The organism is Streptomyces sp. NPDC047706 (genome assembly GCF_043204795.1).
In the GTDB taxonomy this organism is placed as follows: Bacteria; Actinomycetota; Actinomycetes; order Streptomycetales; family Streptomycetaceae; genus Streptomyces.
In genome coordinates this window covers 42600-68473 of the sequence record NZ_JBIDCW010000032.1, presented here as the reverse complement: position 1 = coordinate 68473, position 25874 = coordinate 42600, and the positions used below count along the sequence as shown (strand labels likewise).

Annotated in this window: 26 protein-coding genes, 2 pseudogenes and 1 riboswitch; of the genes and pseudogenes, 15 read left to right on the top strand and 13 right to left on the bottom strand. The window is 72.9% G+C overall.

All coding sequences use genetic code 11. The annotated features are described in order from the left end of the window. Positions 1 to 109: 109 nt before the first annotated feature. Positions 110 to 1237 carry an 8-amino-7-oxononanoate synthase gene (locus ACGF8A_RS30230; protein ID WP_393113401.1) on the top strand — a complete coding sequence of 376 codons (1128 nt, stop codon included), beginning with the start codon at positions 110 to 112 and terminating at the stop codon, positions 1235 to 1237. Positions 1238 to 1331: 94 nt separating this feature from the next. Here ACGF8A_RS30230 and ACGF8A_RS30225 read toward each other — a convergent pair whose 3' ends face one another. Next, positions 1332 to 1553 (bottom strand): DUF397 domain-containing protein, encoded by a 222-nt coding sequence (locus ACGF8A_RS30225; RefSeq protein ID WP_393113400.1) that lies wholly within the window; start codon positions 1551 to 1553, stop codon positions 1332 to 1334. A gap of 9 nt (positions 1554 to 1562) precedes the next feature. Beyond that, on the bottom strand, positions 1563 to 2423 hold the full coding sequence (locus tag ACGF8A_RS30220) for a helix-turn-helix domain-containing protein (protein ID WP_393113399.1): 861 nt from the start codon (positions 2421 to 2423) through the stop codon (positions 1563 to 1565). A 212-nt stretch (positions 2424 to 2635) separates the two neighbouring features. Here ACGF8A_RS30220 and ACGF8A_RS30215 point away from each other — a divergent pair, with 212 nt between their 5' ends. Beyond that, positions 2636 to 3085 (top strand): ATP-binding protein, encoded by a 450-nt coding sequence (locus ACGF8A_RS30215; RefSeq protein ID WP_393113398.1) that lies wholly within the window; start codon positions 2636 to 2638, stop codon positions 3083 to 3085. Between the two features lie 925 nt (positions 3086 to 4010). Here ACGF8A_RS30215 and ACGF8A_RS30210 read toward each other — a convergent pair. Further along, on the bottom strand, positions 4011 to 4484 hold the full coding sequence (locus tag ACGF8A_RS30210; protein WP_393113397.1) for a C40 family peptidase: 474 nt from the start codon (positions 4482 to 4484) through the stop codon (positions 4011 to 4013). A gap of 3 nt (positions 4485 to 4487) precedes the next feature. Next, positions 4488 to 4690, bottom strand: a riboswitch (cyclic di-AMP (ydaO/yuaA leader). 349 nt (positions 4691 to 5039) lie between these two features. Continuing rightward, a pseudogene (locus tag ACGF8A_RS30205) lies at positions 5040 to 5364 on the bottom strand (hypothetical protein). A gap of 569 nt (positions 5365 to 5933) precedes the next feature. On the opposite strand from ACGF8A_RS30205, the gene ACGF8A_RS30200 reads away from it, so the two are divergent. The 6 genes from ACGF8A_RS30200 to ACGF8A_RS30175 all read left to right on the top strand — a co-directional run bounded on the left by ACGF8A_RS30200 (position 5934) and on the right by ACGF8A_RS30175 (position 10598). After that, positions 5934 to 6236, top strand: coding sequence for an urease subunit gamma (locus ACGF8A_RS30200; protein ID WP_393113396.1), 303 nt, complete (start codon positions 5934 to 5936; stop codon positions 6234 to 6236). Between the two features lie 10 nt (positions 6237 to 6246). Beyond that, complete coding sequence (locus ACGF8A_RS30195; RefSeq protein WP_393113395.1) at positions 6247 to 6558, top strand: urease subunit beta; 312 nt, start codon at positions 6247 to 6249, stop codon at positions 6556 to 6558. Then, positions 6551 to 8272, top strand: a complete 1722-nt coding sequence (locus tag ACGF8A_RS30190) for an urease subunit alpha (RefSeq protein WP_393113394.1) — start codon at positions 6551 to 6553, stop codon at positions 8270 to 8272. The genes ACGF8A_RS30195 and ACGF8A_RS30190 overlap by 8 nt, the downstream gene beginning before the upstream one ends. Positions 8273 to 8286: 14 nt before the next feature. Then, positions 8287 to 8961, top strand: a complete 675-nt coding sequence (locus ACGF8A_RS30185; protein ID WP_393113392.1) for an urease accessory protein UreF — start codon at positions 8287 to 8289, stop codon at positions 8959 to 8961. A 198-nt stretch (positions 8962 to 9159) separates the two neighbouring features. After that, a complete protein-coding gene (gene ureG / locus ACGF8A_RS30180) occupies positions 9160 to 9837 on the top strand; it encodes an urease accessory protein UreG (RefSeq protein ID WP_393113391.1) in 678 nt (225 codons plus the stop codon). After that, positions 9825 to 10598 (top strand): urease accessory protein UreD, encoded by a 774-nt coding sequence (locus ACGF8A_RS30175; protein ID WP_393113389.1) that lies wholly within the window; start codon positions 9825 to 9827, stop codon positions 10596 to 10598. The genes ureG and ACGF8A_RS30175 overlap by 13 nt, the downstream gene beginning before the upstream one ends. Before the next feature lie 15 nt (positions 10599 to 10613). On the opposite strand, the pseudogene ACGF8A_RS30170 reads toward ACGF8A_RS30175, so the two are convergent. The 4 genes and pseudogenes from ACGF8A_RS30170 to ACGF8A_RS30155 form a co-directional block, all read right to left on the bottom strand. After that, positions 10614 to 10796, bottom strand: a pseudogene (locus ACGF8A_RS30170) (NAD-dependent epimerase/dehydratase family protein); the annotation flags it as partial. A 70-nt stretch (positions 10797 to 10866) separates the two neighbouring features. Next, positions 10867 to 11592 (bottom strand): lysophospholipid acyltransferase family protein, encoded by a 726-nt coding sequence (locus ACGF8A_RS30165; protein WP_393113388.1) that lies wholly within the window; start codon positions 11590 to 11592, stop codon positions 10867 to 10869. 143 nt (positions 11593 to 11735) lie between these two features. Then, the gene (locus ACGF8A_RS30160; RefSeq protein ID WP_393113387.1) at positions 11736 to 12197 is read right to left on the bottom strand and encodes a hypothetical protein; all 462 of its coding nucleotides are present in this window, start codon (positions 12195 to 12197) and stop codon (positions 11736 to 11738) included. Then, the gene (locus ACGF8A_RS30155) at positions 12175 to 12936 is read right to left on the bottom strand and encodes an ATP-binding protein (protein ID WP_393113386.1); all 762 of its coding nucleotides are present in this window, start codon (positions 12934 to 12936) and stop codon (positions 12175 to 12177) included. The genes ACGF8A_RS30160 and ACGF8A_RS30155 overlap by 23 nt, the downstream gene beginning before the upstream one ends. A gap of 306 nt (positions 12937 to 13242) precedes the next feature. On the opposite strand from ACGF8A_RS30155, the gene ACGF8A_RS30150 reads away from it, so the two are divergent. The 3 genes from ACGF8A_RS30150 (at position 13243) to ACGF8A_RS30140 (ending at position 15288) form a co-directional block, all read left to right on the top strand. Continuing rightward, positions 13243 to 14118, top strand: a complete 876-nt coding sequence (locus ACGF8A_RS30150; protein WP_393113385.1) for a helix-turn-helix domain-containing protein — start codon at positions 13243 to 13245, stop codon at positions 14116 to 14118. Between the two features lies 1 nt (position 14119). Next, entirely contained in the window at positions 14120 to 14365 is a 246-nt protein-coding gene (locus tag ACGF8A_RS30145; RefSeq protein ID WP_393113384.1) for a DUF397 domain-containing protein, read from the top strand. A 107-nt stretch (positions 14366 to 14472) separates the two neighbouring features. Next, entirely contained in the window at positions 14473 to 15288 is an 816-nt protein-coding gene (locus ACGF8A_RS30140) for an SAM-dependent methyltransferase (protein ID WP_393113383.1), read from the top strand. 196 nt (positions 15289 to 15484) lie between these two features. Here the strand turns inward: ACGF8A_RS30140 and ACGF8A_RS30135 are convergent, their stop codons facing one another. From ACGF8A_RS30135 to ACGF8A_RS30120, 4 genes are all read right to left on the bottom strand, one after another. Further along, entirely contained in the window at positions 15485 to 17968 is a 2484-nt protein-coding gene (locus tag ACGF8A_RS30135) for a SpoIIE family protein phosphatase (RefSeq protein WP_393113382.1), read from the bottom strand. A gap of 590 nt (positions 17969 to 18558) precedes the next feature. Beyond that, positions 18559 to 19782, bottom strand: coding sequence for an ornithine--oxo-acid transaminase (gene rocD / locus ACGF8A_RS30130; protein ID WP_393113380.1), 1224 nt, complete (start codon positions 19780 to 19782; stop codon positions 18559 to 18561). Continuing rightward, a complete protein-coding gene (gene ddaH, locus ACGF8A_RS30125) occupies positions 19779 to 20600 on the bottom strand; it encodes a dimethylargininase (protein WP_393113379.1) in 822 nt (273 codons plus the stop codon). The genes rocD and ddaH overlap by 4 nt, the downstream gene beginning before the upstream one ends. A 122-nt stretch (positions 20601 to 20722) precedes the next feature. Further along, positions 20723 to 21226 carry an Lrp/AsnC family transcriptional regulator gene (locus tag ACGF8A_RS30120; protein WP_393113378.1) on the bottom strand — a complete coding sequence of 168 codons (504 nt, stop codon included), beginning with the start codon at positions 21224 to 21226 and terminating at the stop codon, positions 20723 to 20725. 77 nt (positions 21227 to 21303) lie between these two features. Between ACGF8A_RS30120 and ACGF8A_RS30115 the strand changes: the two genes are divergently transcribed. Genes ACGF8A_RS30115 through ACGF8A_RS30100 form a run of 4 tightly spaced genes read left to right on the top strand, consistent with a single transcriptional unit; the run spans position 21304 to position 25401 of the window. Further along, entirely contained in the window at positions 21304 to 22053 is a 750-nt protein-coding gene (locus tag ACGF8A_RS30115; protein WP_393113377.1) for a LytR/AlgR family response regulator transcription factor, read from the top strand. Positions 22054 to 22055: 2 nt separating this feature from the next. Next, a complete protein-coding gene (locus ACGF8A_RS30110; protein ID WP_393113428.1) occupies positions 22056 to 22415 on the top strand; it encodes a hypothetical protein in 360 nt (119 codons plus the stop codon). A 12-nt stretch (positions 22416 to 22427) separates the two neighbouring features. Beyond that, positions 22428 to 24140: a cation acetate symporter gene (locus ACGF8A_RS30105; protein WP_393113375.1), complete on the top strand. Its 1713-nt coding sequence runs from the start codon at positions 22428 to 22430 to the stop codon at positions 24138 to 24140. A gap of 55 nt (positions 24141 to 24195) precedes the next feature. Beyond that, positions 24196 to 25401 carry a sensor histidine kinase gene (locus ACGF8A_RS30100; protein ID WP_393113374.1) on the top strand — a complete coding sequence of 402 codons (1206 nt, stop codon included), beginning with the start codon at positions 24196 to 24198 and terminating at the stop codon, positions 25399 to 25401. A gap of 10 nt (positions 25402 to 25411) precedes the next feature. Here the strand turns inward: ACGF8A_RS30100 and ACGF8A_RS30095 are convergent, their stop codons facing one another. Continuing rightward, positions 25412 to 25582 (bottom strand): hypothetical protein, encoded by a 171-nt coding sequence (locus ACGF8A_RS30095; protein WP_107093849.1) that lies wholly within the window; start codon positions 25580 to 25582, stop codon positions 25412 to 25414. Between the last annotated feature and the right edge of the window lie 292 nt (positions 25583 to 25874).

Below are 25874 nucleotides of genomic sequence, written 5' to 3'. Positions count from 1 at the left end.
ACTTCGTACAACCCCTGCCGCGTGGCGTGTGGGTATTGCCACACCCTGGGCAGCGTTGGGTACCGCTAGTGTCTGTCCACTGCCTACAAAAGCACGGAGGACGGACCCCATGGCGTTCGGCTGGATCGACGAGCAGGCGGAGTTGCGCCGTGGCGCCGGACTCGTACGCACCCTGCGTCCCCGCCCCGCCGACTCGCCGCTGCTGGACCTGGCGAGCAACGACTATCTGGGGCTGGCCCGGCACCCCGAGGTCGTCGAGGGAGCCGCGCGTGCCGCGCGCACGTGGGGCGGCGGGGCTACCGGCTCACGCCTGGTCACCGGCACCACGGAACTGCACACGGAGCTCGAGGGCGAGCTGGCCGGCTTCTGCGGCTTCGAGGCGGCCCTCGTCTTCTCCTCCGGTTACGCCGCCAACCTCGCCGCGGTCACGGCGCTGGCGCCGCACGGGTCGCTGATCGTCTCCGACGCGGGCAACCACGCCTCGCTCATCGACGGCTGCCGGCTGGCCCGCGGCACGACGCAGGTCGTCGCGCACGCCGACCCGGAGGCGGTGCGCAAGGCGCTGCACACGCATGACGGCCCGGCGGTCGCCGTGTCCGACACGGTCTTCTCGGTCGACGGGGACCAGGCGCCTCTCACCGCTGTGGCCGAGGCGTGCCGGGAGCTTGGCGCCGGGCTGGTCGTGGACGACGCGCACGGTCTCGGCGTGCTCGGCGACGGCGGCCGGGGGGTCCCGTACGCGACAGGGCTCGCGGGCGCGCCCGACGTGGTCGCCACGGTCACGCTGTCGAAGTCGCTGGGCAGCCAGGGCGGCGCCGTGCTCGGTCCGGCCCGCGTGATCGACCATCTGGTCAACTCGGCCAGGACGTTCATCTTCGACACAGGTCTGGCTCCGGCCGCCGCGGGCGCGGCCCTCGCGGCGCTGCGGCTGCTGCGCGGTGAGCCGGAGCGGGCGGCGCGGGCGCGGGCGGTGGCGGGTGAGCTGCACAGCCGGCTGACGGCCCTCGGGCTGGCGGCGGTACGGCCGGACGCCGCGGTCGTCTCCGTGCGCGCGCCGTCCCCGGAGAGTGCCGTGCGCTGGGCGGCCGACTGCCGCGCCGAGGGGCTCGCCGTGGGCTGCTTCCGACCTCCCTCCGTGCCCGACGGCATCTCCCGGCTGCGGCTGACGGCCCGCGCGGACCTCTCCGGGGACCAGATCGAACGCGCTGTACGAGTCATCGGCGACACGCGACCATGAGTCGGCGAACCACGGCCGTGCGTCGCGCTGTGCGGAACTGATCAGGTGATCCTGCCCCGACGGGCGGATCGCGTGTGAAAGCAGGCAGGACCGGTCAGAGGTGAGCCGTGAACCCCGCCCAGCTCCCGGGGGAGAAGAGCAGCGCGGGTCCGGCCGGGTCCTTGGAGTCGCGTACGGCGAGCAGTCCGGCGCACGGGCCCAGGGCCGGCCGGGCAGTCTCGACGCAGTTGTTGGCGCCGGTGCTGTAGCTGCTGCGCAGCCAGTGCACACCGAGCAGTTGAGTGCTGGAAGGTACGTTCCGAGGCAGTGCGGTCATGGTGCCTCCTTACGCGCCGTCACCTATCCCGGCGATGTAGTCCAACGATTCCTCGGGCGAAAGGGCGTGGAACTGAAGGGCGTTGAAGGCCTCGGTGTAGGCCTCTACGTCTTCTTTCCTTTCGAGGTAGAGGCTACTCGTCAAGTGGTCGAGAACCACAACATCCAGATCAGAAGTGCTCGAAAATGAGAAGATAACGAAAGGTCCGGTGACGCCGATGTGCGCCCCCGCCGCGAAGGGCAGCACCTGGAGCCGCACTTGGGGCAGCCGGGCCGCGTCCAGGAGCCGCTCCAGCTGGCACGCCATCACCTCCGGGCCGCCGACCTCACGGCGCAGCACCGCCTCGTCCAGCACCGCGCTCAGCGCCAGCGGGGGGTGCGAGCGCAGCACGTCCTGCCTGGCCAGGCGTACCTCGACCAGGGCGTCCAGACCGTCCTCGTCCAGACCCTCGACCGCGGCCCGGGTCACGGCGCGCGCGTACTCGGGGGTCTGGAGCAGACCCGGGACGACGGAGGTCTCCAGGGTGCGCATGGCGCCGGCCTGCGACTCCAGGCTGATGAAGTCACGGTAGGTGGGCGGCAGTACACCCTTGTAGGCGTGCCACCAGTGGTCGCGGCCGTGACCGCCGCCGGAGCCCGCCAACGCCAGCAGGAGATCCCTCAGTCGGGCATCGTCAACCCCGTAGGCATCCAGGAGCAACCGCACATCGGCCGGTTTCACGCCGCTGGCGCCGGTCTCGATCCGGCTCACTTTCGACTGGTGCCAGCCCACCAGCCGGGCCGCATCACCGCTGGTGAGGCCCGCGCGGCCTCGCAGTGTGCGTAATTCGGCGCCCAGTTTCCGGCGGCGCACCACGGGACCGTGCTGCATGGGCTACTCCTTACTCCTTCCGAGCCGCCCAAATACGCTCTGCCGTCGCAGAGTTCACCGCTTCGAGCGACAGATATATGCATATCTTGGTGGATCGCCACCGCTACCGGGCTTTGAGTGGCAGTCTGGCGAAGAAGCACCAGTCCGGGACCGTACTCGAACCATCCGCTCCGTGTCGGACTGCGGTCCCGTGGGAAAGGGACGACGTCGCCATGGCAGACCATCTGGAAGCATCCGTCACTCTGCCGAGCGATCCCGCCTCGGTCGCCACAGCCCGCACCTACGTCGTCAGCACCCTGGCGGAATGGGGTCTGCCACCGGAGACCGAGGTGGCCGACACGATCCGGCTCATCGTCTCCGAGCTCGCCACCAACGCCGTCCAGCACACCCTGGGACAGTCACCCACCTTCACGGTCGCCATGCAGCTCGACCGCGACGAGCGGCTGCGCATCGGGGTGACCGACAGCCACCCGCGATTCCCCAAGCGCCTTCCGGCCGCCGTTCAGCAGGACAACGGCCGGGGCATGGTCATCATCCGCTGGCTCACCGCGGAGTGCGGCGGCCGCCTCAGAGTCCGCCCGACCCGCGAGGGCGGCAAGACGGTCTCCATCGAACTGCCCTGGACGGTACCGGCCGGCACGGTCCCGCTGGCGGGCCAGTAGGGGCCATGGCCTTCCGGGGCCGCATGCTCAGGACAGGCGCGGGCGACATGGCAGCCGCGGTCCGGCGCGCGGCCGGAGGCCGAGGCCCACGACCCGGACGGGATCGCCCGTGGTCGGGCCGGGCGGGTCAGGTGTCCCGGCTGGGCCTGCGGGCGGGATCGGCATACGTGGCCGGGGTGGGTGGGGCAGGAGGCCGGGCCCGTGTCCCGGGCGGCCGGGTGGGGCCAGGTCGGCACGGTGTCGGAGCGGCCGGGGCCCGGCGGGAGCCGTGGGTGCCCGCCGGGGCTGCTGGGCTCGGCCGAAGGCGCCGCGCAGCAAGGGCGGGAGGCGTCCGCAGCGGGAGCCGTACCACCGGCGCGGTGGGCGACCCGGAGTGCGGCGCGCCTCGCCCGCGGACAGCGGGCCCTGGGGATCGCGGGCGGGCTGTGCCGCAAACGACGCCCGTCGCGGCCGGCGTGGCGGCGGTCCCGCCGCTGTGCCCGCGCCTCACCGGGCCCTGCGGCCGCCCGGCGGCGGCGTACGTGCTTCCACCTCGGGCTGCGGGACCCTACGGGCCCTGTGAGCCCTACGACGGCCACGTACGGGCTCCGGCGGGGCACCGATCCCGGCCGCCGCGCACCCGCTGCGCGAGGGCGCCGTCACCCATGCGCTGAACCCTGCTGCCGCAGTTCGTCCCGGCCGGTGCCCCGGGCCCCGCCGCCGGCGCTGATCATCGTGGCCCTCGCCCCGGTGTGGTTTCCGGCGCCGGCCCTGGTCGTGGACCGGCTCGGCCACCGGCCGTCCACCGCCCGTGCCCTGATGGGCGGGTGGCACGGGCGCCGCGCCCACGGTGCCCGGCGCGATCCTGCCGCTGGAGTCGGGCTGAGCCTGCGTCATGGGCGAAGCGGCGGCGTCCCCTCCGGGCGCCGCCACCGCCGCCCGCGGGTCACTTGACCCGGCCGTACCAGACGCTCTTCGTCCAGATCTTCTGCAGCCTCACCACGTCCCCGGTCTTCGGGGCGTGCCAGATCTTCCCCTTCCCGGCGTAGATCCCGACGTGGTACACGTTCGACCCCGAGTGGAAGAACACGAGGTCACCGGCCTTACGGCTCTTCGCAGCGATGTGGCGGGTCTTGTTGTACTGCTGGGCGGCCGTGCGGGGCAGCTTCTTGCCCGCCTTCTTGAACGAGTACAGCGTCAGCCCGGAGCAGTCGAACCTGCGCGGCCCTGTGGCGCCCCACCTGTAGGGGGAGCCCTTCTTCGAGGCGGCGATCTGGAGTGCCTTCGTCGCGGGCGTGGCGGCCGCGGCCTCCTGGGCGACGCCCGGAGCCACCACGGAGCCGCCCACGGCGACCAGCGTGAGGGCCGAGGCCGTACCGGCACGGGCCATCAGCGACGGGACACGATTGAGCGCGGTCATGCGCAACCCTTCGTCAGCCGCCTGTGAAGGATGACCTGTCGGATTCGGGCTGGCGAAGTTGCCCGGCCGCGTTGCCGCGGCTTCACCCCAAGGGACGCTCGGAAACTGCGCTCCGGCGACCCGTCGTGCTCGGGTCCTCCACTCCTGCCGATCCACTCCTGTCGACCGGTCATCCGGGCGGCGGCAGGACTCGGCGTCCGCCCGGACCGCCCCGCCGCGGTGGCGGGGGCTTGTCGTCAGTCAGGGATCTTGACTCACGGAAGTCCGAAAATCCCAACGCAACCGGGGATTTGTGGTGTTACTCACCACTCACCCGTTCGGGTGGACAAGCTGATGTGCGAACAGGTGTCAAGGGCACCACGCCGCCCCGGACCAGCGGTGGAAGGTCCCATTCCGCCCCGAGACAGGTCTCGTTGCGCAACCGCAAGGGTCCTGAAAAGGGAGGTGAAGGTCCTCCGGACGGCGGTAGTCCTTTTGGTCCGTTTCAACTCCCACCCGGACATCCCGCCGCGTCGCCTTGCGATGCCGGTCGCCGGGCCGTGGATCAGCCCTGCCTCATCTGTCGGAGCGCGGCGCAACGGTGACACGCGCCGCCCGGCGTTCACCGTCCAGCACGCGCAGCGCCCGCGCGGGAGTCCGTGCGTGGAGTTCGGTCCCGCCCCGCCGGCGCGTAGGCGCGAGCGCGTCGCACGGTTCGACAGCCTTGTGCACCAGCGCACCAGCGCACCAGCGCCCCAGCGGCCCGCCGTCCACGACGCGTGTCCCCGTCGCGCGCCGGGTTGATGCGCCCGAGCACGTCCACCACGTCCAGGTCGCGGTCGATCAACTCGCCCTCGGCGCGGGTGAGGGCGGGCAGCGGCGGCAGGCCGGGTGGCGGCATCCCCGGCACACCTCGCGCCCGGCGCGGTGCGGGTGGCCCTGCGGCCTGGGACGACCCGGTCGACCTCTCCGCCGTGCGCGAGGCGGCGACCGCGCCCCGTGAGCGGCAGCGGTCCGGCATCGCGGCGGAGCACCGCGGGCCAGGTGCCTCGTCGCGGCACCTCCCCGGCACGCGCGAAGGCCGTGTGCCCCGTCCGTCACGGCAGGGAGCGGGGCCGGTCCGCGGTCAGCCTGCCGGCGCGTCCTCCCGGCCGGCCGCCCGCGCCCTGCGGGGACCCGGTCAGGACTCCGGCGTGCTGCCCGGCCCCACCGCCGCCCCTCAGACGAGAGCCAGGGCCAACAGGTTGCCGAGCGGCACCGGCGTCCCGCGCAGACGGCCGTCCCGGTGGGGGCCCGGGAGCGCCGCGGGGCCGGCGACGGCGCTGCTCACGGCGTTCCAGGCGGCACAGTTCGGTTAACGTGCCCGAAACGCATGCCAACTAGCGTGCCCCTCCACGCCGCCGGGGAGTTCGGCCGGTGGCGGCGGCAACCGGGCCCCGCACGGCCCGGAGCGAGGATGTGAGGTGGCACGTGCAACTGACCCCGCACGAGCAGGAGAGGCTGCTGATCCACGTCGCGGCGGACGTCGCCGGGAAGCGTCGCGCCCGCGGGCTGAGACTGAACCACCCCGAGGCCGTCGCCCTCATCACCTCGCACATCCTCGAAGGCGCGCGGGACGGCCGCACCGTCGCCGAACTCATGTCTTCCGGACGCGAGTTGCTCACCCGGGACGACGTCATGGAGGGCATCCCCGAGATGATCCACGACATCCAGGTCGAGGCGACCTTCCCGGACGGCACCAAGCTCGTCACCGTCCATGACCCGATCGTCTGAGGGTGACGCGATGATTCCCGGAGAGATCCTGTTCGCCGACGGCCCGATCGCCTGCAACGCGGGGCGCGCGGTCACCCGCCTCACCGTGCTCAACGCCGCCGACCGGCCCGTCCAGGTCGGCTCCCACTACCACTTCGCCGAGGCCAACCCCGGCCTGGAGTTCGACCGCGCCGCCGCGCGCGGCAAGCGGCTCAACGTCGCCGCCGGTACGGCCGTACGCTTCGAGCCCGGCATCCCGGTCGACGTCGAACTCGTCCCGATCGCCGGCGCCCGCGTGGTGCCCGGACTGCGCGGGGAGACCGGAGGCGCCCTCGATGCCTGAGATCCCGCGTGCCGCGTACGCCGACCTGTTCGGGCCGACGACCGGCGACCGCATCCGGCTCGCCGACACCGATCTGCTCGTCGAGATCGAGGAGGACCGCAGCGGAGGGCCCGGACTCGCCGGTGACGAGGCGGTGTTCGGAGGCGGCAAGGTGATCCGCGAGTCCATGGGCCAGGCCCGTGCCACGCGCGCGGAGGGCACGCCCGACACCGTCGTCACGGGTGCCGTGATCATCGACCACTGGGGAATCGTCAAGGCCGACATCGGCATCCGCGACGGCCGGATCACCGGGATCGGCAAGGCGGGCAACCCCGACACCATGGACGGTGTGCATCCGGAGCTGGTCGTCGGACCGGAGACCGAGGTCATCGCGGGCAACGGGCGGATCGTGACGGCCGGGGCGATCGACGCGCACGTCCACTTCATCTGCCCGCAGATCGCCGACGAGGCGCTGTCCGCGGGCATCACCACCCTCGTCGGCGGCGGCACCGGACCGGCCGAGGGCTCCAAGGCGACCACGGTCACGCCCGGACCCTGGCATCTGGCCCGGATGCTGGAGGCGATGGAGCACTACCCGCTCAACGTCGGCCTCCTCGGCAAGGGCAACACCGTCTCCCACGAGGCGATGCTGTCGCAGATCCGCGGCGGCGCACTCGGCCTGAAGCTGCACGAGGACTGGGGCTCCACCCCGGCCGTCATCGACGCCGCGCTGACCGTCGCCGAGCGGACCGGCGTCCAGGTCGCCATCCACACCGACACCCTCAACGAGGCCGGCTTCGTCGGCGACACACTGGCCGCGATCGCCGGGCGCGGCATCCACGCCTACCACACCGAGGGCGCGGGCGGCGGGCACGCTCCCGACATCATGACGGTCGTCTCCGAGCCGCATGTGCTGCCCAGTTCGACGAACCCGACGCGGCCCTTCACCGTCAACACCACCGAGGAACACCTCGACATGCTGATGGTGTGCCACCACCTCAACCCGGCGGTGCCGGAGGATCTGGCCTTCGCCGAGTCCCGGATCCGGCCCTCGACGATCGGGGCGGAGGACATACTGCACGACCTGGGCGCGATCTCGATCATCTCGTCGGACTCACAGGCGATGGGCCGGGTCGGCGAGGTCGTCATGCGGACCTGGCAGACCGCCCATGTGATGAAGCGGCGGCGGGGCGCGCTGCCCGGTGACGGACGGGCGGACAACCGCCGGGTACGTCGCTATGTCGCCAAGTACACGATCAACCCGGCGCTCGCGCAGGGCCTCGCGCGCGAGGTGGGTTCCGTGGAGCCCGGGAAACTCGCCGACCTGGTGCTCTGGGAGCCGGCCTTCTTCGGTGTCAGGCCGCACCTCGTCCTCAAGGGCGGGCAGATCGCCTACGCGCAGATGGGCGACGCCAACGCGTCGATTCCGACGCCGCAGCCGATTCTGCCCCGGCCGATGTACGGGGCGATCGGGCGGGCGCCGGGCTCGAACTCGTTCAACTTCGTGGCGCCGCTCGCCGTCGAGGACGGGCTGCCGGGGCGGCTCGGGCTCGGCAAGCGGTTCGTCGCCATCGACTCGACGCGCGGCGTGACCAAGGCCGACATGCGTGAGAACGACGCCCGGCCCGATGTGCGCATCGACCCCGACAGCTTCGCCGTGCGTATCGACGGGGAACTGGTCGAGGCGGCGCCGGCCGCCGAACTTCCCATGGCTCAGCGCTACTTCCTGTTCTGAGACGAGGTGCTGGGATGTCACGGACGGCGCTTCTCGTCCTGGCCGACGGCCGGTTCCCCGCCGGGGGGCACGCGCACTCCGGCGGGGCCGAGGCCGCGGTGAAGGCGGGGCGGGTCTCCGACGCGAGGAGCCTGGAGGCCTTCTGCCGGGGCCGGCTGCACACGGCGGGGCTGGTGTCGGCCGCCCTCGCCGCGGCGGCGGCGCTCGGTGTCGATCCGGCGGAGCTGGACGCCGCGGCGGACGCGCGGACGCCGTCACCGGCGCTGCGGGTCGCCGCGCGCAGGCTGGGGCGGCAACTGCTGCGGGCCGCGCGGGCCACCTGGCCGTCGGGTGAGCTCGACGCCGTGGCGCGGGCGTTTCCCAAGGGGGCGCATCAGCCGGTGGTGCTGGGGCTCGCGGCGCGGGCGGCGGGGCTGGGGGAGGCCGATGCCGCCCACTGCGCGGCGTACGAGTGTGTGAGTGGGCCGGCCGGTGCGACGGTGCGGCTGCTGAGTCTGGATCCGTTCGAGGCGTCCGCGGTGCTGGCCCGGCTGGCGCCGGAGGTGGACCGCGTCGCGCAGCGGGCTGGGGAGGTGGCGCGGGGTGTCGTCCACGAGGGGGCCGACGCGTTGCCCGCGGCTTCGGCGCCGCTGCTGGAGATCGGGGCGGAGGTGCATGCGGGGTGGGGCGTGCGGTTGTTCGCGTCATGAGCATGTCCTGCTCCCCTGCCCTTACCGGTCCCATCCCGTGGCTGCCGCCGCTTGGGTCCCCGCGCCGGGGCCACCCCAGGGACCTCTGCCTGTGTCCCCCCACGAGGCCGCGCCCCGTGCTCCCGTTCCCGCTTCGACGGCCTCGTCCCGTGAACGCCGGGCAGGCCGTCCGTCTCAGCCCCGCCAGAAGGAGCCTTCATGCATCTCGACCACTTTCACGACGGCCCCGGTGCCGTCAGCGCCGACGCGTACCGGGGTGACGGGCGGCGGCGGGCGTTGCGGATCGGGCTCGGGGGGCCCGTGGGATCCGGGAAGACCGCCACCGTCGCCGCGCTCTGCCGGGCCTTGCGAGACGAGCTCTCCCTGGCCGTCGTCACGAACGACATCTACACGCGCGAGGACGCCGAGTTCCTGCTGCGGGAGGCCGTGCTGCCGCCGGAGCGGATCACCGCGGTGGAGACGGGGGCCTGTCCGCACACCGCGATCCGGGACGACATCTCCGCCAACCTCGAAGCCGTCGAGGACCTGGAGGACGAGGCCGGGCCGCTGGACCTGATCCTGGTCGAGTCCGGTGGGGACAACCTCACCGCCACCTTCTCCAAGGGCCTCGTCGACGCGCAGGTCTTCGTCATCGACGTGGCCGGCGGAGACGACATCCCGCGCAAGGGCGGCCCCGGCGTCACCACCGCCGACCTGCTCGTGGTCAACAAGACCGACCTCGCCCCCTACGTCGGCTCCGACCTGGCCCGGATGGCCGCCGACGCCAAGGCCCAGCGCGCCGAACTGCCCGTCGTGTTCCAGTCGCTCCGCGAGGACGCCGGCGTGCGGGACGTGGCCGAGTGGGTGCGCGGGCGACTCGCCTCGTGGACGGCGTGAGTGCGACGGCGACCGGGGTGCGCGCCACCGCCCGGATCGCCGCCCGCCCCGACGGACGGGGCGGAACGGCGCTGCCCGTGCTGGCGGGCGAGGGGCCGCTGGCGCCGCGCCGGACGCGGGGGAGCGCGGGCGAGGCCCGGGTGGTGCTGGTCGGTGCGATGAGCGGCCCCCTCGGTGGCGACCACCTCGTGGTCGAGGCCGCCGTGGAGACGGGCGCCCGGCTGCGCGTCGGGTCGGCCGCCGCCACCCTCGCGCTGCCGGGGCAGGCCAAGGGCGGGGCCCGCTACGACGTCCGCCTCACCGTGGCCGACGGCGGCGAACTGCACTGGCTGCCCGAGCAGTTGATCGCCGCTCGGGACAGTGACCTGTACGTGCGCATCCGGGCCGATCTCGGCCCGGCCGCCCGTCTCGTCCTGCGTGAGGAGCAGGTGCTCGGCCGCGCCGGTGAGGAACCCGGACGGCTCACCAGCCGTCTGTCGGTGCGGGTCGCCGGGCGGACCGTCCTCGACCAGGAGCTGTCCTGCGGTCCGGGCGCCCCGGGTGGCTGGGACGGCCCGGCGGGGCTCGGTGGTCATCGTGCCGTCGGGCAACTGGTCGTCGTACGCCCGGAGTTCGCCGAGCGCCCGGCGGCGGTCCGGGTACTGGGGGAGGGCGCCGCGGTGCTGCCGCTCGCGGGGCCCGCCGTGCTGGTGACAGCTGTCGCGCGGGACGCGCTGCGCCTGCGGCGCACGCTGGACGAGGCGCTGGCGTCGTTCGGGTGACGATCCGGCGAGCGAACCCTCGCCGACCAGCGCTGCCAGTGCCGCGTCGTCGTCCCGGTCCAGCCGTGCCGCCCGCACGTGCGCGGGCCAGGCCGCGTCCCGACCGCCGCGCCGGGAAGCGGCCGTCACCTCCCAGCCGTCATGTGCGAGTGCCCGCACCGCCGGGCGCCCGATCTGGCCTGTCGCTCCGATCACCACAGCACGTCCCATGAGGCGACCGTAGGCCGCGACGACCTGGCGGGCCAGGGAGTTCGGCTGAGAGCAGAGGTCAGCTGAGCGGCAGCCGCCGGAACCTCCGCTCCCGCTGCTCCGCCTGCCGCGCGGACTCCGCCTTGACGACGGCCGCGTACTGGTCGACGTACTCCTGTTCGGACAGCATCAGGATGGCGTACATGATCTCGTCGGTGACGGCGCGCAGGACGGCCTTCTCGTTCTCCATGCCGGCGTAGCGCGAGAAGTCGAGAGGCCGGCCGAAGCGGATGACGACGGGGTGGATGCGGGGCACGACCCTGCCCGGCGGCTGGGCCTCGAAGGTGCCGATCATCGCGCACGGGACGACCGGGACCCCGGCCTTGAGGGCCATGACCGCGACGCCGACCTTGCCCTTGTAGAGGCGGCCGTCGTGCGAGCGGGTGCCCTCCGGGTAGATGCCGAGCAGCTCGTCCTTGCCCAGCACCCCGAGGCCCTCGCGGATCGCGGCCTGACCGGCGTCCTTGCCGGAGCGGTCGACCGGGATCTGCCCGGCGCTGCGGAAGAACGCCGCTGTCAGCCGGCCCTTGACGCCGGGCCCGGTGAAGTACTCGGCCTTCGCGAGGAAGGTGATCCGGCGCCTGAGGATCGCCGGCATCAGGAAGTGGTCCGAGAACGACAGATGGTTGCCCGCGACGATCGCCGGCCCCGACGTCGGCACGTGCTCCAGGCCCTCGATCCGGGGCCGGAAGACCAGTCTCAGAAGCGGGCCGAGAAGGACGTATTTGAGCAGGTGGTAGAACAACGGGTGGCTCCTCACTCCGTCGGTTCGGCGCCCCGCAGCGTTCTCGCAGGTCAACCAGCACGTCGTGAGGTGTCAGTCTAGGCGCGGGCGGGAGGGTGGGAAACCGGTACGACACCGGGGGTGTGCGTCGTACCGGTGGCTCTTCATTCGGTGGCGCCGAGCGACCAGCGCGGGCTGCTGCCGGTGAGGCGGCAGGTGAGGAAGTACAGCGGTATCGGAGGCGTGTAGGGCGAGCCGTCCATCGGGGAGTGGATCAGGCGCGGGTGGCTCGTGCCCGGCCGCGGCCGGGTGACCGTCCAGGACGGGTCGCCCATCCGGGCGCCGATCGCGTACGTGGTGCTCGGCGGCCAGGTGATGCCGATGTGCGATCCGGACGGGACGATCCACCACCAGTGCCGGTCGTCGGCGAAGACGCAGCCCACCCGGGGGAGGGCGTCGAGGATGCTCTCACCGTGTTCCCGGGGAGTTCCCACGGCGTCGTACCCGAGGCTCGTGGGGAGTTGCGGGGGGATCGGGAGGCGGGACGGCTCACGCCGGACGGGCGTGGGGCGGAGCGTCGCCGCGGAGCGGTACGGGTGCGGGTCACGGCTGTGCGGTCGGAACATGCGGTGCGGGTCCTTCGGCCGAGTGGGGGACGGACCGGGCGGGGGGTGCGGTGGGGACGCTCGTTAAGGGGTGGAGGAAGGAGGTCGTCAGCTCGGCCCAGACGATGCGTCCGGAACCGTTCGGGGCGGGTCCGGCTCCCCAGCCGTCGCAGACCGCCTCGACGAGGAGCAGCCCGCGGCCGTTCTCGTCGTCGGGGCAGGCCTGCCGGGGCGCCGGGAGGGTGGAGCCGAGGTTCTGGTCCTCGACCTCGACGCGGAGCCGGAGCCCGGTGGAGTGCAGCCGGCACACGATCCGCTCGCTGCCCGAGTGCGTCACGGCGTTGGTGACCAGCTCCGAGGTGACCAGGACAGCGTTGTCGACGTCGTCGGGGTGGGAGTGCCACGACGTAAGTGTCCGGCGCACGGCCTGTCGGGCCGCACCGGCCGACTCCGGGGCCGCCGGCAGGACGAAGCTGTGCGCGCGGTGGGCGGTCCGGTCCCCGGCGGCGAGCCGGCCCGGGCCAGGCGGCCCGGGGAGTCGACCGGTGAACCCGCCCGCGGATGCCGGCGGGGAGGGTGCCGCCTTCGACGGCGCCCCGAGCGTGAGCTCCGGGCCGGGCAGCGGCAGGGGGCAGGCGGCGGACGGCTGGAGTGTCTGTCGTGCGGCGGGCGGACGGTCGGGCAGTCCGTGGCCGGGCAGGTGGTCCAGTGGGTGGGGGAGGGAGGGCGGAGCCAATGCCGTACGCCTTTCGTCTGCCATGTGCGTCATCGCCGTACTGCTGTCGCACCGGCTGGCTGCGCGGGGTGGGGACGGGGGTGCGAACCGCGCCGCCCGACAGCGCGTTGTGACCGGGTCTCCCCCAACTGGACCGGTCCGCCGCCCTGTTCGGAGAGCCGGGGACAGTGATCCCACTGTTGCACTCGCCGACAACCGCTCGCAAGCGGCAAGTTGAAAATTGCAATTGGCCAGGTGCATGCTGCTCTCGCCGGGAAACGATCGAATGACACTCCACAAGTGACCGCGTGAGACGGTGGCCCTGGAGCCGACGGTGTGAGGAGGTAGGGCGTGACCGCGGAGACCGACTGGGGCGGCGCCCCCTCCGTGCTGCGCATGATCCTCGGCAGACAACTGGAGGAGTTGCGGACCCGGGCCGGACTGACCTACGAGCAGGCGGGCGCGGCCATCGGCGTCAGCCACTCCACGATCCGCCGGATGGAGGCCGCCAAGGTGGCCCGCCTCCGGCTCCCGGACGCGGAGAAGCTCCTCCAGATCTACGGCGTGACGGACCAGCAGGAGATCGACACGTTCCTGAAGTCGGTCCGGGAGGCCAACAAGCGCGGCTGGTGGCACACCTACCGGGACGTGCTGCCGGACTGGTTCGCCGCGTATCTGAGCCTGGAGCAGGCGGCGTTGCAGATCCGCGCCTACGAGAACCAGTTCGTGCACGGGCTGCTGCAGACGGAGAGCTACGCCCGCGCGCTGCTCGGGGCCGGCAACCCGCACGCCCCGGCCGAGGCGACCGAACGCCGGGTCGCGCTGCGGATGCGGCGCCAGGAGCTGCTGAGCCGTCAGGCGCCGCCGCGACTGTGGGTCGTGATGGACGAGACCGTGCTGCGCTGGCCGGTCGGCGGCGCGGACGTGATGCGCGCGCAGGTCGACCATCTGATCGAGATGAACCGGCTGCCACATGTGACCGTGCAGATCATGCGGTTCTCGAACGGGCCGCACCCGGCCATGCGGGCGGGCGCGTTCCACCTCTTCCGGTTCCGGGCGCGTGAACTGCCCGACATCGTCTATCTCAACGGCCTGGTGGGCGCGGTCTACCTGGACAAAAGCGACGACGTCGTGGTGTACCGCGAGGCCCTGGACCGGCTGGGCGCCCAGGCGGCGCCCGCCGGCAAGACCGAGGCCCAACTCGGCGCTATTCGCAAGGAGCTCTGACGTGCACCACCCCACACGCCCCGTACACAACGGCATCCCCGCCCCCGAACTGGGTGCCCAGGGCTGGTCCAAGCCGTGGAGCGACGACGCCGGAGGCGCCTGTGTGGAAGTGCTGAAACTCGCCGACGGGCGGGTCGCCGTCCGTCAGTCGACCGACCCCGAGGGACCGGCGCTGGTCTTCACACCCCTCGAGGTGTCGAGTTTCCTGACGGGAGTGAAGTCGGGCGAGGCCGACTTCCTGCTCTGATCGTCCCCTCGTCCGACGCGCTCTCCTCACCTGTTCCCGGGCTCATCGCCCCCATTGATGTTGCTGAGCGTTCCCCGCACCCCCCGACCCGAATGGGAGACACGGCGTTGCCTGACAACGGATGGCCGGCCGACCGCATCGACACCGAGAACGCGCACTCCGCGCGGATCTACGACTACATCCTCGGTGGCAAGGACTACTACCCCGCGGACCAGGAGGCGGGCGACGCCATGTCCCGCGAGTGGCCCGCCCTGCCCATCCACATGCGGGCCAACCGCGACTGGATGAACCGCGCCGTGCGCTGGCTCGCCGAGGAGGCGGGCATGCGCCAGTTCCTGGACATCGGCACCGGCATACCCACCTCACCGAACCTGCACGAGATCGCGCAGGCGGTGGCGCCCGAGTCGCGCGTCGTCTACGTCGACAACGACCCGATCGTCCTCACCCTCTCCCAGGGCCTGCTCGCCAGCTCCCCCGAGGGCCGGACGGCCTACATCGAGGCCGACTTCCGCGACCCGGGCACCATCCTGGACGCCGCGGAACTGCGCGACACCCTCGACCTCACCCAGCCGGTGGCCCTCACCGTGATCGCGATCGTCCACTTCATCCTGGACGAGGACGACGCGGTCGCCATCGTCCGCCGCCTCCTGGAGCAGCTGCCCTCGGGCAGCTACCTGGCGATGTCCATCGGCACGGCCGAGTTCGCGCCGGAGGAGGTGGGCCGCGTCGCCCGCGAGTACGCCGCCCGCAACATGCCGATGCGGCTGCGCACCCTCGACGAGGCCCACGGGTTCTTCGACGGCCTGGAACTCGTCGAACCCGGCATCGTCCAGGTCCACAAGTGGCGCCCGGACGGCACGGGCGAGGAGGGCATCCTCGACGAGGACATCGCCATGTACGGCGCGGTGGCACGCAAGCCGTAGCAGGCGGAGGAACGGCCGGAGCCGTACGCCGGTCGGCACGGTGCCGCCGGTGTCGCCGGCCGCCGGTGAACCCGGCGCGTCCGCCGGTGCGCACCGGCACCGGCGGCAGCCGGCCGGCGCTGCTCCGGGTGAGGAGTGCGGGCCCGGCCGGACGGTCCCCGGCTTTCCTCGCCAGGACGGTGACGGGCCCGCCGCGTCAGTCCGGAAGGCCCGTCAGCGGCTGTTCCGCCCAGATGACCTTGCCGTCGGGGACGAACCGGGTACCCCACCGCTGGGTGAGCTGCGAGACCAGCAGCAGCCCGCGCCCGCCCTCGTCCGTGGTGCGGGGATGGCGCAGATGCGGTGCGGTGGCGCCGCTGTCGAACACCTCGCAGACCAGTGTGCCCGCCCTGATCAGCCGCAGCCGGATCGGGCCGACGGCGTGCCGGATGACGTTGGTGACCAGCTCGCTCACCACCAGCTCTGTGGTGAAGGCGAGTTCGTCCAGCCCCCACTCGGACAGCTGCCGGCAGGCCGTCCTGCGGGCGTCGGCGACCACGGCAGGGTCGACCGGCAGCTCCCAGCTCGCCACCTGGCCGGCGCCGAGCAGCCGGGTGCGTGCCAGCAGCAGGGCCACGTCGTCGTAGGGGCGCGCGGGCACCAGGGCGTCGACCACCGCCCGGCAGCGCTGTTCGAGCGAGGGCGCCGGCCGCTCCAGCGCAGCCCGCAGCCGGTCCCGGCCCACGTCGATCGCCCACGCCTCGTCGCCGCTGGCCAGCAGCCCGTCGGTGTGCAGCACGAGCGTGCTGCCCTCCGCCAGCGTCACCTCCACCGACTCGAACGGCGGTCCGCCCACGCCGAGCGGGGGACCCTGCGGAAGATCCATGAACACGACCTTGCCGTCGGCCCCGATGACCGCCGGCGCCGGATGCCCCGCCGCGGCCATCGTGCACCGCCCCTCGACCGGGTCGTAGACGACGTACAGGCAGCCGGACCCGACGGAACCGTCCCCCAGCGGTCCGCCCTGCCAGCCGTCGGCAGCGCCCGCGTCCGGTACGACACCGTCGTCGGGGGCTCCCATGGCCACCAGGTCGTCCAGATGGCCGAGCACCTCCTCCGGCCTCAGATCCAGCGCGGCGAGGGTGCGTACGGCGGTCCTCAGCCGTCCCATGGCCGCGGCCGCCTGGATGCCGTGCCCGGCCACCTCGCCCACCACCAGGGCGACCCGCGCCCCCGAGAGCGGGATCAGGTCGTACCAGTCCCCTCCGATGCCGGTCAGCTCGTCGGCGGGCCGGTAGCAGGCCGTCACCTCCACGGCTGCCTGCTCCGGCAGCCGGTGCGGCAGCAGGCTGCGCTGCAGCACCAGGGCCGCGTCACGCTCGCGGGTGTAGCGCCGGGCGTTGTCGACGCAGACGGCCGCCCGGGAGACGAGGTCCTCGGCCAGACTCAGGTCGCCCTCGTCGAAGGGCTCGTGCCGGCGGCGCCGGAAGAAGGTGGTGACGCCGAGGGTGACGCCCCGCGCGCGGATCGGCACGATCATCGCGCTGTGCAGGCCCAGCTCCAGGAAGATGGACCGCCGGCCGCCGCGTGTCTCCGTGGTCCACTCCTCGGCGAGCGGGTCGAGCCGTGCCTCACGCCAGGGCATGCCCGTCGTCAGGGAGCGGATCGGCGGTGACCCGGCGAGATACGTCGCCACCTCGCCGATCCCCACGACGGCGTCCAGCACGGTCCGGTCCAGCGAGCGCTGACCCGCCCGGCGCAGCGGCACCCGGTCCGTGTCGCTCGGCGGCCCGGGTTCCGGTTCCCCGCCGCGCAGCACCGACTCCAGCAGGTCGACGGTGACGAAGTCGGCGAGCTCGGGCACCGCCACGTCGGCCAGCTCCTGCGCGGTCACCGTGATGTCGAGAGTGCGGCCGATGCGCTCGCCCGCCCGGTCGAGCAGGGCCAGGCGCCGGCGGTCGCGGTGCCGGTCGGTGATGTCCTGGACGGTGTAGTACACGCCCATCGGATGGCCGTGCCCGTCGTCGAGCCGGGTGAACGACATCATCTGCGCGGTCTCGCGGAACGGGGCGGCGCGCACGTGGCCCACGAGCTCGTAGCCGGCGACAGGATCGCCGGTCGCCAGTACGTGCCGCATCTGCGCCTCGATCGCCTCGGTGTCCAGGCCCGGCTGGATGTCGGCCAGTCGCAGGCCCAGCCTGCGGTCGGGCGGGCCGCCGCCGAACTGGGCGAGAGCCGGGTTCGACCAGACGAAGCGCAGGTCGGTGTCGACGATCGCTACGCCGACCGAGGACCGGGTCACCATCTGCTCCAGCATGGTGCGGCTCATGTCCCAGCCGGGAGCCCCGGCCAGCTCCGACATCAGCACCAGCCAGCGGGACGGACCCTGAGTCTCCAGCGCCGAGGTGACCCGGACCATCACGCGCAGCGGCGAGCCGTCGGCGCGCCGGGCGGTCAGCAGGCCCGCCCAGCCGCCTTCCCTTCGGCACCGCTCGACCAGCTCCGGCACCCGCGAGGCGTCCTCGGAGGCCAGCAGTTCGGCGATGCCACGGCCGACGGCCTCGGCGGGCGGGTAGCCCAGCAGGCGCTGGGCGTCCCTGGTCCAGCTCGTCACGACGCCCCGGGCGTCGAGCAGGACGGGAGCGGCGTCCGCCACGTCGAACGGCCGACGGTCGACGTCGCGCTCCTCGTATGTGCCCACCGTTGACCTCTCTGTCGCTGAGAGTGGTCTACCACCTCTTGCCCCCATCTTCACCCCTGCGGGGGCGGGGCTGCCGCGTGAGCGCCCGCCACCGGGAGGAGCGGGTGGGCAAGCGGTGGCCGGGGTGGCTCCTTGAGGGGAGCGGTGGTGTGGGCTTGCGCGGTGACGGCGGTGTGGCGGCGGGGGGTGGTCCGGTGGGGCGGCGCGGCCGGTGGGGAGCCTCTGAGACGGTGCGGCCGGTGCGGCGGGTGGAGGCCTCTGAGGCGGTGCGGCCGGCGCGGGGCGGTCCGGCGGAACGGGGTGCCGGGCGGTGTGGTGCGGTCCCGGGGCGGTCCGGCGGAACGGGGTGCCGGGCGGTGTGGTGCGGTCCCGGGAGGTCCAGGGCCGGGGAAGGTCCAGGACCAGGTGGGGCCGCACGGTGGCGGTGCCGTACGGCCCGGCAGGGGGCGGGCCGACGGTGCACGGCCGGGGAGGGAGCGGGACGTGCGGCGCGGCGCGGCACGGAGGAGCGGAACGCGCGGCGCGGGGGAGCGGAACGGGCGGCGCGGGCGGGACCGCGAAGGTGCCTCCGGCCCGCGCCGCCCCGCCCCTCAGGCCTGGCCGAGCACCGTCCCCAACGCATCCAGTGCCGACCGCAGCTCCTCGCCGGTGACGGTCAGCGGCGGGGCCAGCCGGATGGTGGACCCGTGGGTGTCCTTCACCAGGACGCCCTCGCGCATCAGGCGTTCGCTGATCTCGCGCCCGGTGCCGATCGCCGGGTCGATGTCGACGCCCGCCCACAGCCCCCGCGCCCGGAATCCCACGACGCCCTTGCCGACCAGTTCCTCCAGGCCGCCCCGCAGCACCACGCCCAGCTCCGCGGCGCGGCGCTGGAAGTCCCCCGTCTGAAGCAGTTCGACGACCGCCGTACCGACCGCGGCGGCCAGCGGGTTGCCGCCGAACGTCGAACCGTGCTCACCCGGCCGCAGCACCCCGAGCACCTCACGGCGCGCGACCACCGCCGACACCGGCACGATGCCCCCGCCCAGCGCCTTGCCGAGGAGCAGCATGTCGGGGACGACGCCCTCGTGCTCGACGGCGAGCGTCCGGCCCGTACGCCCGAGGCCGGACTGGATCTCGTCCGCGATGAACAGGCACCCCTTGCGCCGGGTCAGTTCCCGCACGCCGGCCAGGTAGCCGTCGTCCGGGATCAGCACGCCCGCCTCGCCCTGGATCGGCTCGATCAGCACCGCCGCGGTCGTCTCGTCGACCGCCGCCTCCAGCGCGGCGAGGTCGTTGTACGGCACGATCCGGAATCCCGGCGTGAACGGGCCGAAGCCGGCCCGTGCCGTCTCGTCCGTCGAGAAGCTCACGATCGTCGTCGTACGGCCGTGGAAGTTCTCCGCGGCGACCACGATCGTCGCCCGGTCGGCGGGGACGCCCTTCACGTCGTACGCCCACTTGCGCGCCACCTTGATGCCGCTCTCGACGGCCTCGGCGCCCGTGTTCATGGGCAGCACCATGTCCAGGCCGGTCAGCGCGGCCAGCCGCTCCGCGAAGTCGGCCAGCCGGTCGTTGTGGAAGGCCCGGGAGGTCAGGGTGAGGCGGTCGAGCTGGCGGTGGGCCGCGTCGATCAGGGCGGGGTGGCGGTGGCCGAAGTTCAGGGCCGAGTAGCCGGCCAGCATGTCGAGGTACCTGCGGCCCTCGACGTCCTGGACCCAGGTGCCCTCGGCGCTTGCCACGACCACGGGCAGCGGGTGGTAGTTGTGCGCGAGCACCGGCTCCTCGGCGCGGATCAGCTCGGCGGAGTCGCGGGTACGGGCGGGTGCGGTCATGAACGGATCTCCCGGATTTCCTGGGTGCAGCACTTGATGCCCCCGCCGGCCTTGTGGAACTCCGACAGGTCCACCGGCACGGGCACGTAACCGCGGTCGGCGAGCTGCGCGGCGAGGCCCTCGGCGCGGGGTGAGATGAAGACGTGGCGTCCGTCGGAGACGGAGTTCAGCCCGAAGGCCATCGCGTCCTCCCGGGTGCCGAGCACCGCGTCCGGGTACAGGCGCGCGAGCACCTCACGGCTGCCGGGCGAGAAGGCCTCCGGGTAGTACGCGATGTTCTCCTCGTCGAGCACGAACAGCGCCGTGTCGAGGTGGTAGAGGTACGGGTCCACCAGGGTCAGGGAGATCACCGGCACACCGAGGAACTCCTGCACCTCGCGATGTGCCTCGCGGGTCGTGCGGAATCCGGTGCCTGCCAGCACGAACCGGCCCGTCGGGACGAGGTCGCCCTCGCCCTCGCACACGTTCTCGGGGCGGTAGACGTCGAAGCCCGCCCCCTTGAACCAGGTGTCGTAGTGCGTGGACTCGGGGCGCCGCTCGGGCGCGTGGAAGAGCGAGCCGAAGACGCGGCCGTCGACGACGACCGCCGAGTTGGCGGCGAAGACCATGTCCGGCAGACCCGGCACCGGCGGCACGGAGTCGACCGTGTGGCCGTGGTCCTCGTAGACGCGGATCAGGGTCCGCCACTGCTCCTGGGCGAGACCGACGTCGACCTGGACGTCGGGATGCATCCAGGGGTTGATCGCGTACTGCACGGCGAAGTGTCTGGGTTCGCAGACGAGGAAGCGCCGCCGGCGCGGCACACGGGTTTCGGACACAGAGGGGTCCCTCCGCTTCCTGCGGTGTCGACTGGGGGTGACACCACGGTAGAAACGGCGCAGACGCGCGACAAGAAACAAAAGCTGCGTGTCTACGCAGCAATGCTGCGTAGTTCTCGAGCTCAGCGCACGTCTGGTGCGCGCTCCGGCGCGGGCTGACTCGCACCCGCCTCCGGACTCTCCGGAATCAGATGGGACAGCACCATCACGCTGATCGTCTTGCGGATGAACGGCTCCGTACGGATCCGCTCCAGCACCTCCTCGAAGTGCTCCACGTCCCGGGCCCGCACGTGCAGCAGCGCGTCCGCGCCCCCCGTCACCGTCATCGCGGCCGCGATCTCCGGATAGCCCCGCACCACCTCGGCCAGCCGCCGCGGCGGGGCCGCGCCCTCGCAGTACACCTCCACGTACGCCTCGGTACGCCAGCCCAGCGCCGACGGCTCCACGGTCGCCGTGAACCCCGTGATCACGCCGGTCTCCCGCAGCCGGTCCACCCGGCGCTTCACCGCGGTCGCCGACAACCCGATCGCCGCGCCGATCTCGGCGAAGCTCGTCCTGGAGTTCGCCATCAGCGCGGTGATGATCTTCCGGTCCAGTTCGTCGAAGGGCGCCGGCCTGCTGTTCATGCGGGCACTGTATCCAGCGAGAACGTCCACGTCCGGGACGTGTGCAGGCGTACGAATTGCTCCTAGACTCCACGTTCATGCTGCGTGCCCTGGCTGTCGACGACGAACGCCCCTCCCTCGAGGAACTCGTGTACCTGCTGAACGCGGACCCGCGGATCGGCAGCGCGGAGGGCGCCGGCGACGCGACCGAGGCGCTGCGCCGGATCACCCGCGCCCTGGAGAGCGGACCGGACGGACCCGAGGCCATCGACGTCGTCTTCCTCGACATCAACATGCCCGGCCTCGACGGTCTCGACCTGGCCCGTCTGCTGACCGGCTTCGCCCAGCCCCCGCTGGTCGTCTTCGTCACCGCGCACGAGGACTTCGCCGTCCAGGCCTTCGACCTCAAAGCCGTCGACTACGTCCTCAAACCGGTCCGCAAGGAGCGCCTCGCCGAAGCCGTACGCCGGGCCGCGGAGCGGCGCGGCACCGCTGCGCGCATCCCCGTGCACGAGCCCGACCCCGACCACATCCCCGTGGAACTCGGCGGCGTCACCCGTTTCGTCGCCGTCGACGACATCACCCACGTCGAGGCCCAGGGCGACTACGCCCGGCTGCACACCGCCAAGGGCAGCCACCTGGTGCGCATCCCGCTGTCCGCCCTGGAGGACCGCTGGCGCTCGCGCGGCTTCGTCCGCATCCACCGCCGTCACCTGGTCGCCCTGCGGCACATCGGCGAACTCCGCCTGGACGCGGGCACGGTCTGCGTCCTGGTCGGTGCCGAGGAACTCCAGGTCAGCCGCCGCCACGCCCGTGAGCTGCGGGACCTGCTCATGAGGAGGGCGTGACGGTGCCCCAGGAACCCACCGAACGCCGGGTCGTCGTCACCGGCCCACGCCGTGGCGCGCGCCGTGCCCCGGGCTACTACCGCCCGCAGACCGAGATCGACGAGCAGACCACTCTCGGTCACACCTACGTCCGCTCCCTGATGCGCACCCAACTCCGCGCCGCACTGACGGTGTCCGCCGTCCTCGTCCTGCTCGTCGGACCCCTGCCGCTGGTGTTCGCGACCGCCCCCGACGCCCGCCGCCTGGAGTGGCTGGTCCTCGGCTTCTGCCTGTACGCGCCCCTGGTCCTCCTGGCCCGCTGGTACGTGAGCCGCGCCGAACGCAACGAACGGGACTTCGTCCGCCTCGTCGAGGACCGCTGAGGACGACGGCCCTTGTACTCCGGTTACGCCGTCCCCGCCGTCGCCCTCGTCGTCCTGGCCACCGTCCTCGTCGGCGCCTTCGGTCTGCGCATATCCCGGACCACCTCCGACTTCTACGTCGCCTCGCGCACCGTCGGCCCCCGTCTGAACGCCGCCGCGATCAGCGGGGAGTACCTCTCGGCGGCGTCCTTCCTCGGCATCGCGGGACTGGTCCTCGTCCAGGGTCCGGACATGCTCTGGTACCCGGTCGGCTACACCGCCGGATATCTCGTCCTCCTCGTGTTCGTCGCCGCTCCGCTGCGCCGCTCCGGCGCCTACACGCTGCCCGACTTCGCCGAGGCCCGCCTCGCCTCCCCGGCGGTACGGCGGCTCGCGGGCGCCTTCGTGGTCGGCGTCGGCTGGCTGTACCTGCTGCCCCAACTCCAGGGCGCGGGCCTGACGCTGACCGTACTGACCGGGGCGCCCGACTGGCTGGGCGGGATCATCGTCGCCGTCGTGGTCACCGCGATCGTCGCCGCGGGAGGCATGCGCAGCATCACCTTCGTGCAGGCCTTCCAGTACTGGCTGAAGCTCACCGCCCTGCTGGTGCCCGCGCTCTTCCTCGTCCTCGCCTGGCAGGGGGACGGCGCCCCCCGCGACGCCTTCGACGAACCGGCCGCCCTCCGCGAACAACGTGCCGTCCGCGTCGACGACAGCCTCGACCTGCGGCTCGACAGCCCCCTGACGGTGACGGTCAGCGGCACGGTCGACGGACGGAGGTACGAGGAGCGGCGGCTGGACCTCCCGGCCGGCACCCACCGCATCGACCAGGGCACCCGCCTCACCTTCGACAAGGGGACCCCCATTCCCACGGCCGACACCGCGAGCGGCGGCGGAATGGCGCCGTCACGGGCAGAGCGCCGCGAGGACCGTCCGCTGTACGCCACCTACGGACTGATCCTCGCCACCTTCCTCGGCACCATGGGCCTGCCGCACGTCGTCGTCCGCTTCTACACCAGCCCGCACGGCGTCGCCGCCCGCCGGACGACGGTCGCCGTGCTCGCCCTGATCGGCGGCTTCTACCTGCTGCCGCCGGTGTACGGCGCCCTCGGCCGCATCTACGCCCCCGAACTCACCCTGACCGGCGACGCGGACGCGGCGGTGCTGCTGCTGCCGGAGCGCATGATCGGCGGCGTGGGCGGCGATCTGCTCGGCGCGCTGGTCGCGGGCGGGGCCTTCGCCGCCTTCCTGTCCACGGCGTCGGGGCTGACCATGGCGGTGGCGGGCGTACTGACCCAGGACGTCCTGCCCTCGCGGGGCGTGCGGCACTTCCGGCTCGGCACCGTCCTCGCGATGGCGGCGCCCCTCGCGGCGAGCGTGCTGGTCGGTGGGCTGCCGGTGGCGGACGCGGTGGGGCTGGCCTTCGCCGTGTCGGCGTCGTCCTTCTGCCCGCTGCTGGTGCTCGGCATCTGGTGGCGGCGGCTGACCCCGCCAGGCGCGGCGGCCGGGATGCTGGTCGGCGGCGGTTCGGCCTTCCTGGCGGTGGCCGCGACCATGGCGGGCTTCCCGGGACCGGGGCCGCTGCACGCCCTGCTCGCCTGGCCCGCGCTGTGGTCGGTACCGCTGGGCTTCCTCACGATGGTCCTCGTCTCGCTCGCCACCGCGAGCCGGGTCCCGGCGGGAACGGCGGCGATCCTGGCGCGGTTCCATCTGCCGGAGGAAGTCCGGGCGGAGGTGAAGGCATGACCGGCCGCGCGCACGGTTCGCAACGCCATGGGGACCTTGAGGGGGAGGGGACGGCATGAGCGGCTTCCTCGCCGGGCTGTGTGTCGCCGTGCTCCCGCTGCTCGCCGCGGGCTTCTGGCTGGGCCGGCGCACGGCCCGCCCCGAGAGCCTCGGCGGCCTCGGCACCCCCGTCGAGCACGCCACCTTCCAGACCCTGCACGCCGCTTCTCTCGCCGCGCCCCCGCTGCGGGCCGGCCTCACCGGTGAGACGGCCCGCAGATCCGCCCGCAGGCTGCGCTCCCTGCTCGGCACGGACGCCCTGTGCCTCACCGACGACACGCACGTGCTCGCCTGGGACGGCGTGGGCGCCCACCACCGCGCCGAGATCATGCGACGCCTGACCGGCCCCCTGGAGGCCGGCCGCGGCGAGGCCTTCCGCCTGACCTGCGACGTCCCCGACTGCACCCTGCGCTGGGCGGTGGTCGCCCCGCTCACCGTCGACGACCGGGTGCACGGCGCCCTCGTGGCCTGCGCGCCCCGCGAGTCCGCCGTCCTGGTCAGGGCGGCCGGCGAGGTGGCCCGCTGGGTCTCCGTACAGCTCGAACTCGCCGACCTGGACCAGTCACGCACCCGCCTCATCGAGGCCGAGATCAAGGCCCTGCGCGCCCAGATCTCGCCCCACTTCATCTTCAACTCGCTCGCGGTGATCGCCTCGTTCGTCCGCACCGACCCCGAGCGCGCACGCGAACTGCTCCTGGAGTTCGCGGACTTCACCCGCTACTCGTTCCGCAGGCACGGCGACTTCACCACGCTCGCGGACGAACTCCACGCCATCGACCACTACCTGGCGCTCGTCCGGGCACGCTTCGGCGACCGCCTCTCCGTCACGCTCCAGATCGCGCCCGAGGTGCTGCCGGTGGCCCTGCCCTTCCTCTGCCTGCAGCCGCTCGTGGAGAACGCGGTCAAACACGGCCTCGAAGGCAAGGCCGACACGTGCCACATCAGCATCACCGCCCAGGACACCGGCGCCGAGGCCCTCGTGGTGATCGAGGACGACGGCGCCGGTATGGACCCCGACCTGCTGCGCCGCATCCTCGCCGGGGAGGTCAGCCCGTCGGGCGGCATCGGGCTGTCCAACGTGGACGACCGGCTGCGGCAGGTCTACGGCGACGACCACGGCCTCGTGATCGAGACCGCCGTCGGCGCGGGGATGAAGGTCACCGCCCGGCTGCCGAAGTATCAGCCGGGGGTGCACTCCGCGGGGCGGCTCACCCGCGAGTGAACCGGCCTCGTCAGGTGCTCCGGGTGGCCACCATCCCGAGGGTTATCAGGCCCAGCACGACCCAGCCGAACCACAGCCAGCCGTTGCTGCCGAGCGCCACCGTGTAGGCGGTCACCACGACCAGGCCGCCTACGGTGAGCACCCCCATCGTCTTCGTGGAACCGTCCGTGGAACCGGGCATCGCAACACCCTCCTCATGGTTCGTTCCCTCCATGGTGCCCCCGTTCTGCCTCCGGACGGGGCAGACGGCGAAATGAGTGCCGGAATTCCAAGGGCACCCGCCCGTCCAGGAACCGGCCCGGCAGCCGCAAGGGGCGATTCCGTGGTCGTCCGGCGTCGCCCTCCGCGCGCACCCCGCGTCGGGGCGGCTCAGTGCCTCGGCGAGCATCGGCCATTGGCCCAGTCGAGTGAATCCGAGCATCTGTCCGTCGCGCGCGCCTTCGCAGGAGGCCGGTCCGGGCGTCCTGTTTCGA

Excerpts from the sequence above, each read along its gene's own strand:
- ACGF8A_RS30100 (WP_393113374.1), top strand. The coding sequence starts at position 24,196 with ATGAGCGGCTTCCTCGCCGGGCTGTGTGTCGCCGTGCTCCCGCTGCTC.
- rocD (WP_393113380.1), bottom strand. The coding sequence starts at position 19,782 with ATGACCGCACCCGCCCGTACCCGCGACTCCGCCGAGCTGATCCGCGCC.
- ACGF8A_RS30225 (WP_393113400.1), bottom strand. The coding sequence starts at position 1,553 with ATGACCGCACTGCCTCGGAACGTACCTTCCAGCACTCAACTGCTCGGT.
- ureG (WP_393113391.1), top strand. The coding sequence starts at position 9,160 with ATGCATCTCGACCACTTTCACGACGGCCCCGGTGCCGTCAGCGCCGAC.
- ACGF8A_RS30210 (WP_393113397.1), bottom strand. The coding sequence starts at position 4,484 with ATGACCGCGCTCAATCGTGTCCCGTCGCTGATGGCCCGTGCCGGTACG.
- ACGF8A_RS30195 (WP_393113395.1), top strand. The coding sequence starts at position 6,247 with ATGATTCCCGGAGAGATCCTGTTCGCCGACGGCCCGATCGCCTGCAAC.
- ACGF8A_RS30160 (WP_393113387.1), bottom strand. The coding sequence starts at position 12,197 with ATGTTCCGACCGCACAGCCGTGACCCGCACCCGTACCGCTCCGCGGCG.
- ACGF8A_RS30220 (WP_393113399.1), bottom strand. The coding sequence starts at position 2,423 with ATGCAGCACGGTCCCGTGGTGCGCCGCCGGAAACTGGGCGCCGAATTA.
- ACGF8A_RS30155 (WP_393113386.1), bottom strand. The coding sequence starts at position 12,936 with ATGGCAGACGAAAGGCGTACGGCATTGGCTCCGCCCTCCCTCCCCCAC.
- ACGF8A_RS30215 (WP_393113398.1), top strand. The coding sequence starts at position 2,636 with ATGGCAGACCATCTGGAAGCATCCGTCACTCTGCCGAGCGATCCCGCC.
- ACGF8A_RS30185 (WP_393113392.1), top strand. The coding sequence starts at position 8,287 with ATGTCACGGACGGCGCTTCTCGTCCTGGCCGACGGCCGGTTCCCCGCC.
- ACGF8A_RS30120 (WP_393113378.1), bottom strand. The coding sequence starts at position 21,226 with ATGAACAGCAGGCCGGCGCCCTTCGACGAACTGGACCGGAAGATCATC.
- ACGF8A_RS30115 (WP_393113377.1), top strand. The coding sequence starts at position 21,304 with ATGCTGCGTGCCCTGGCTGTCGACGACGAACGCCCCTCCCTCGAGGAA.
- ACGF8A_RS30095 (WP_107093849.1), bottom strand. The coding sequence starts at position 25,582 with ATGCCCGGTTCCACGGACGGTTCCACGAAGACGATGGGGGTGCTCACC.
- ACGF8A_RS30230 (WP_393113401.1), top strand. The coding sequence starts at position 110 with ATGGCGTTCGGCTGGATCGACGAGCAGGCGGAGTTGCGCCGTGGCGCC.
- ACGF8A_RS30190 (WP_393113394.1), top strand. The coding sequence starts at position 6,551 with ATGCCTGAGATCCCGCGTGCCGCGTACGCCGACCTGTTCGGGCCGACG.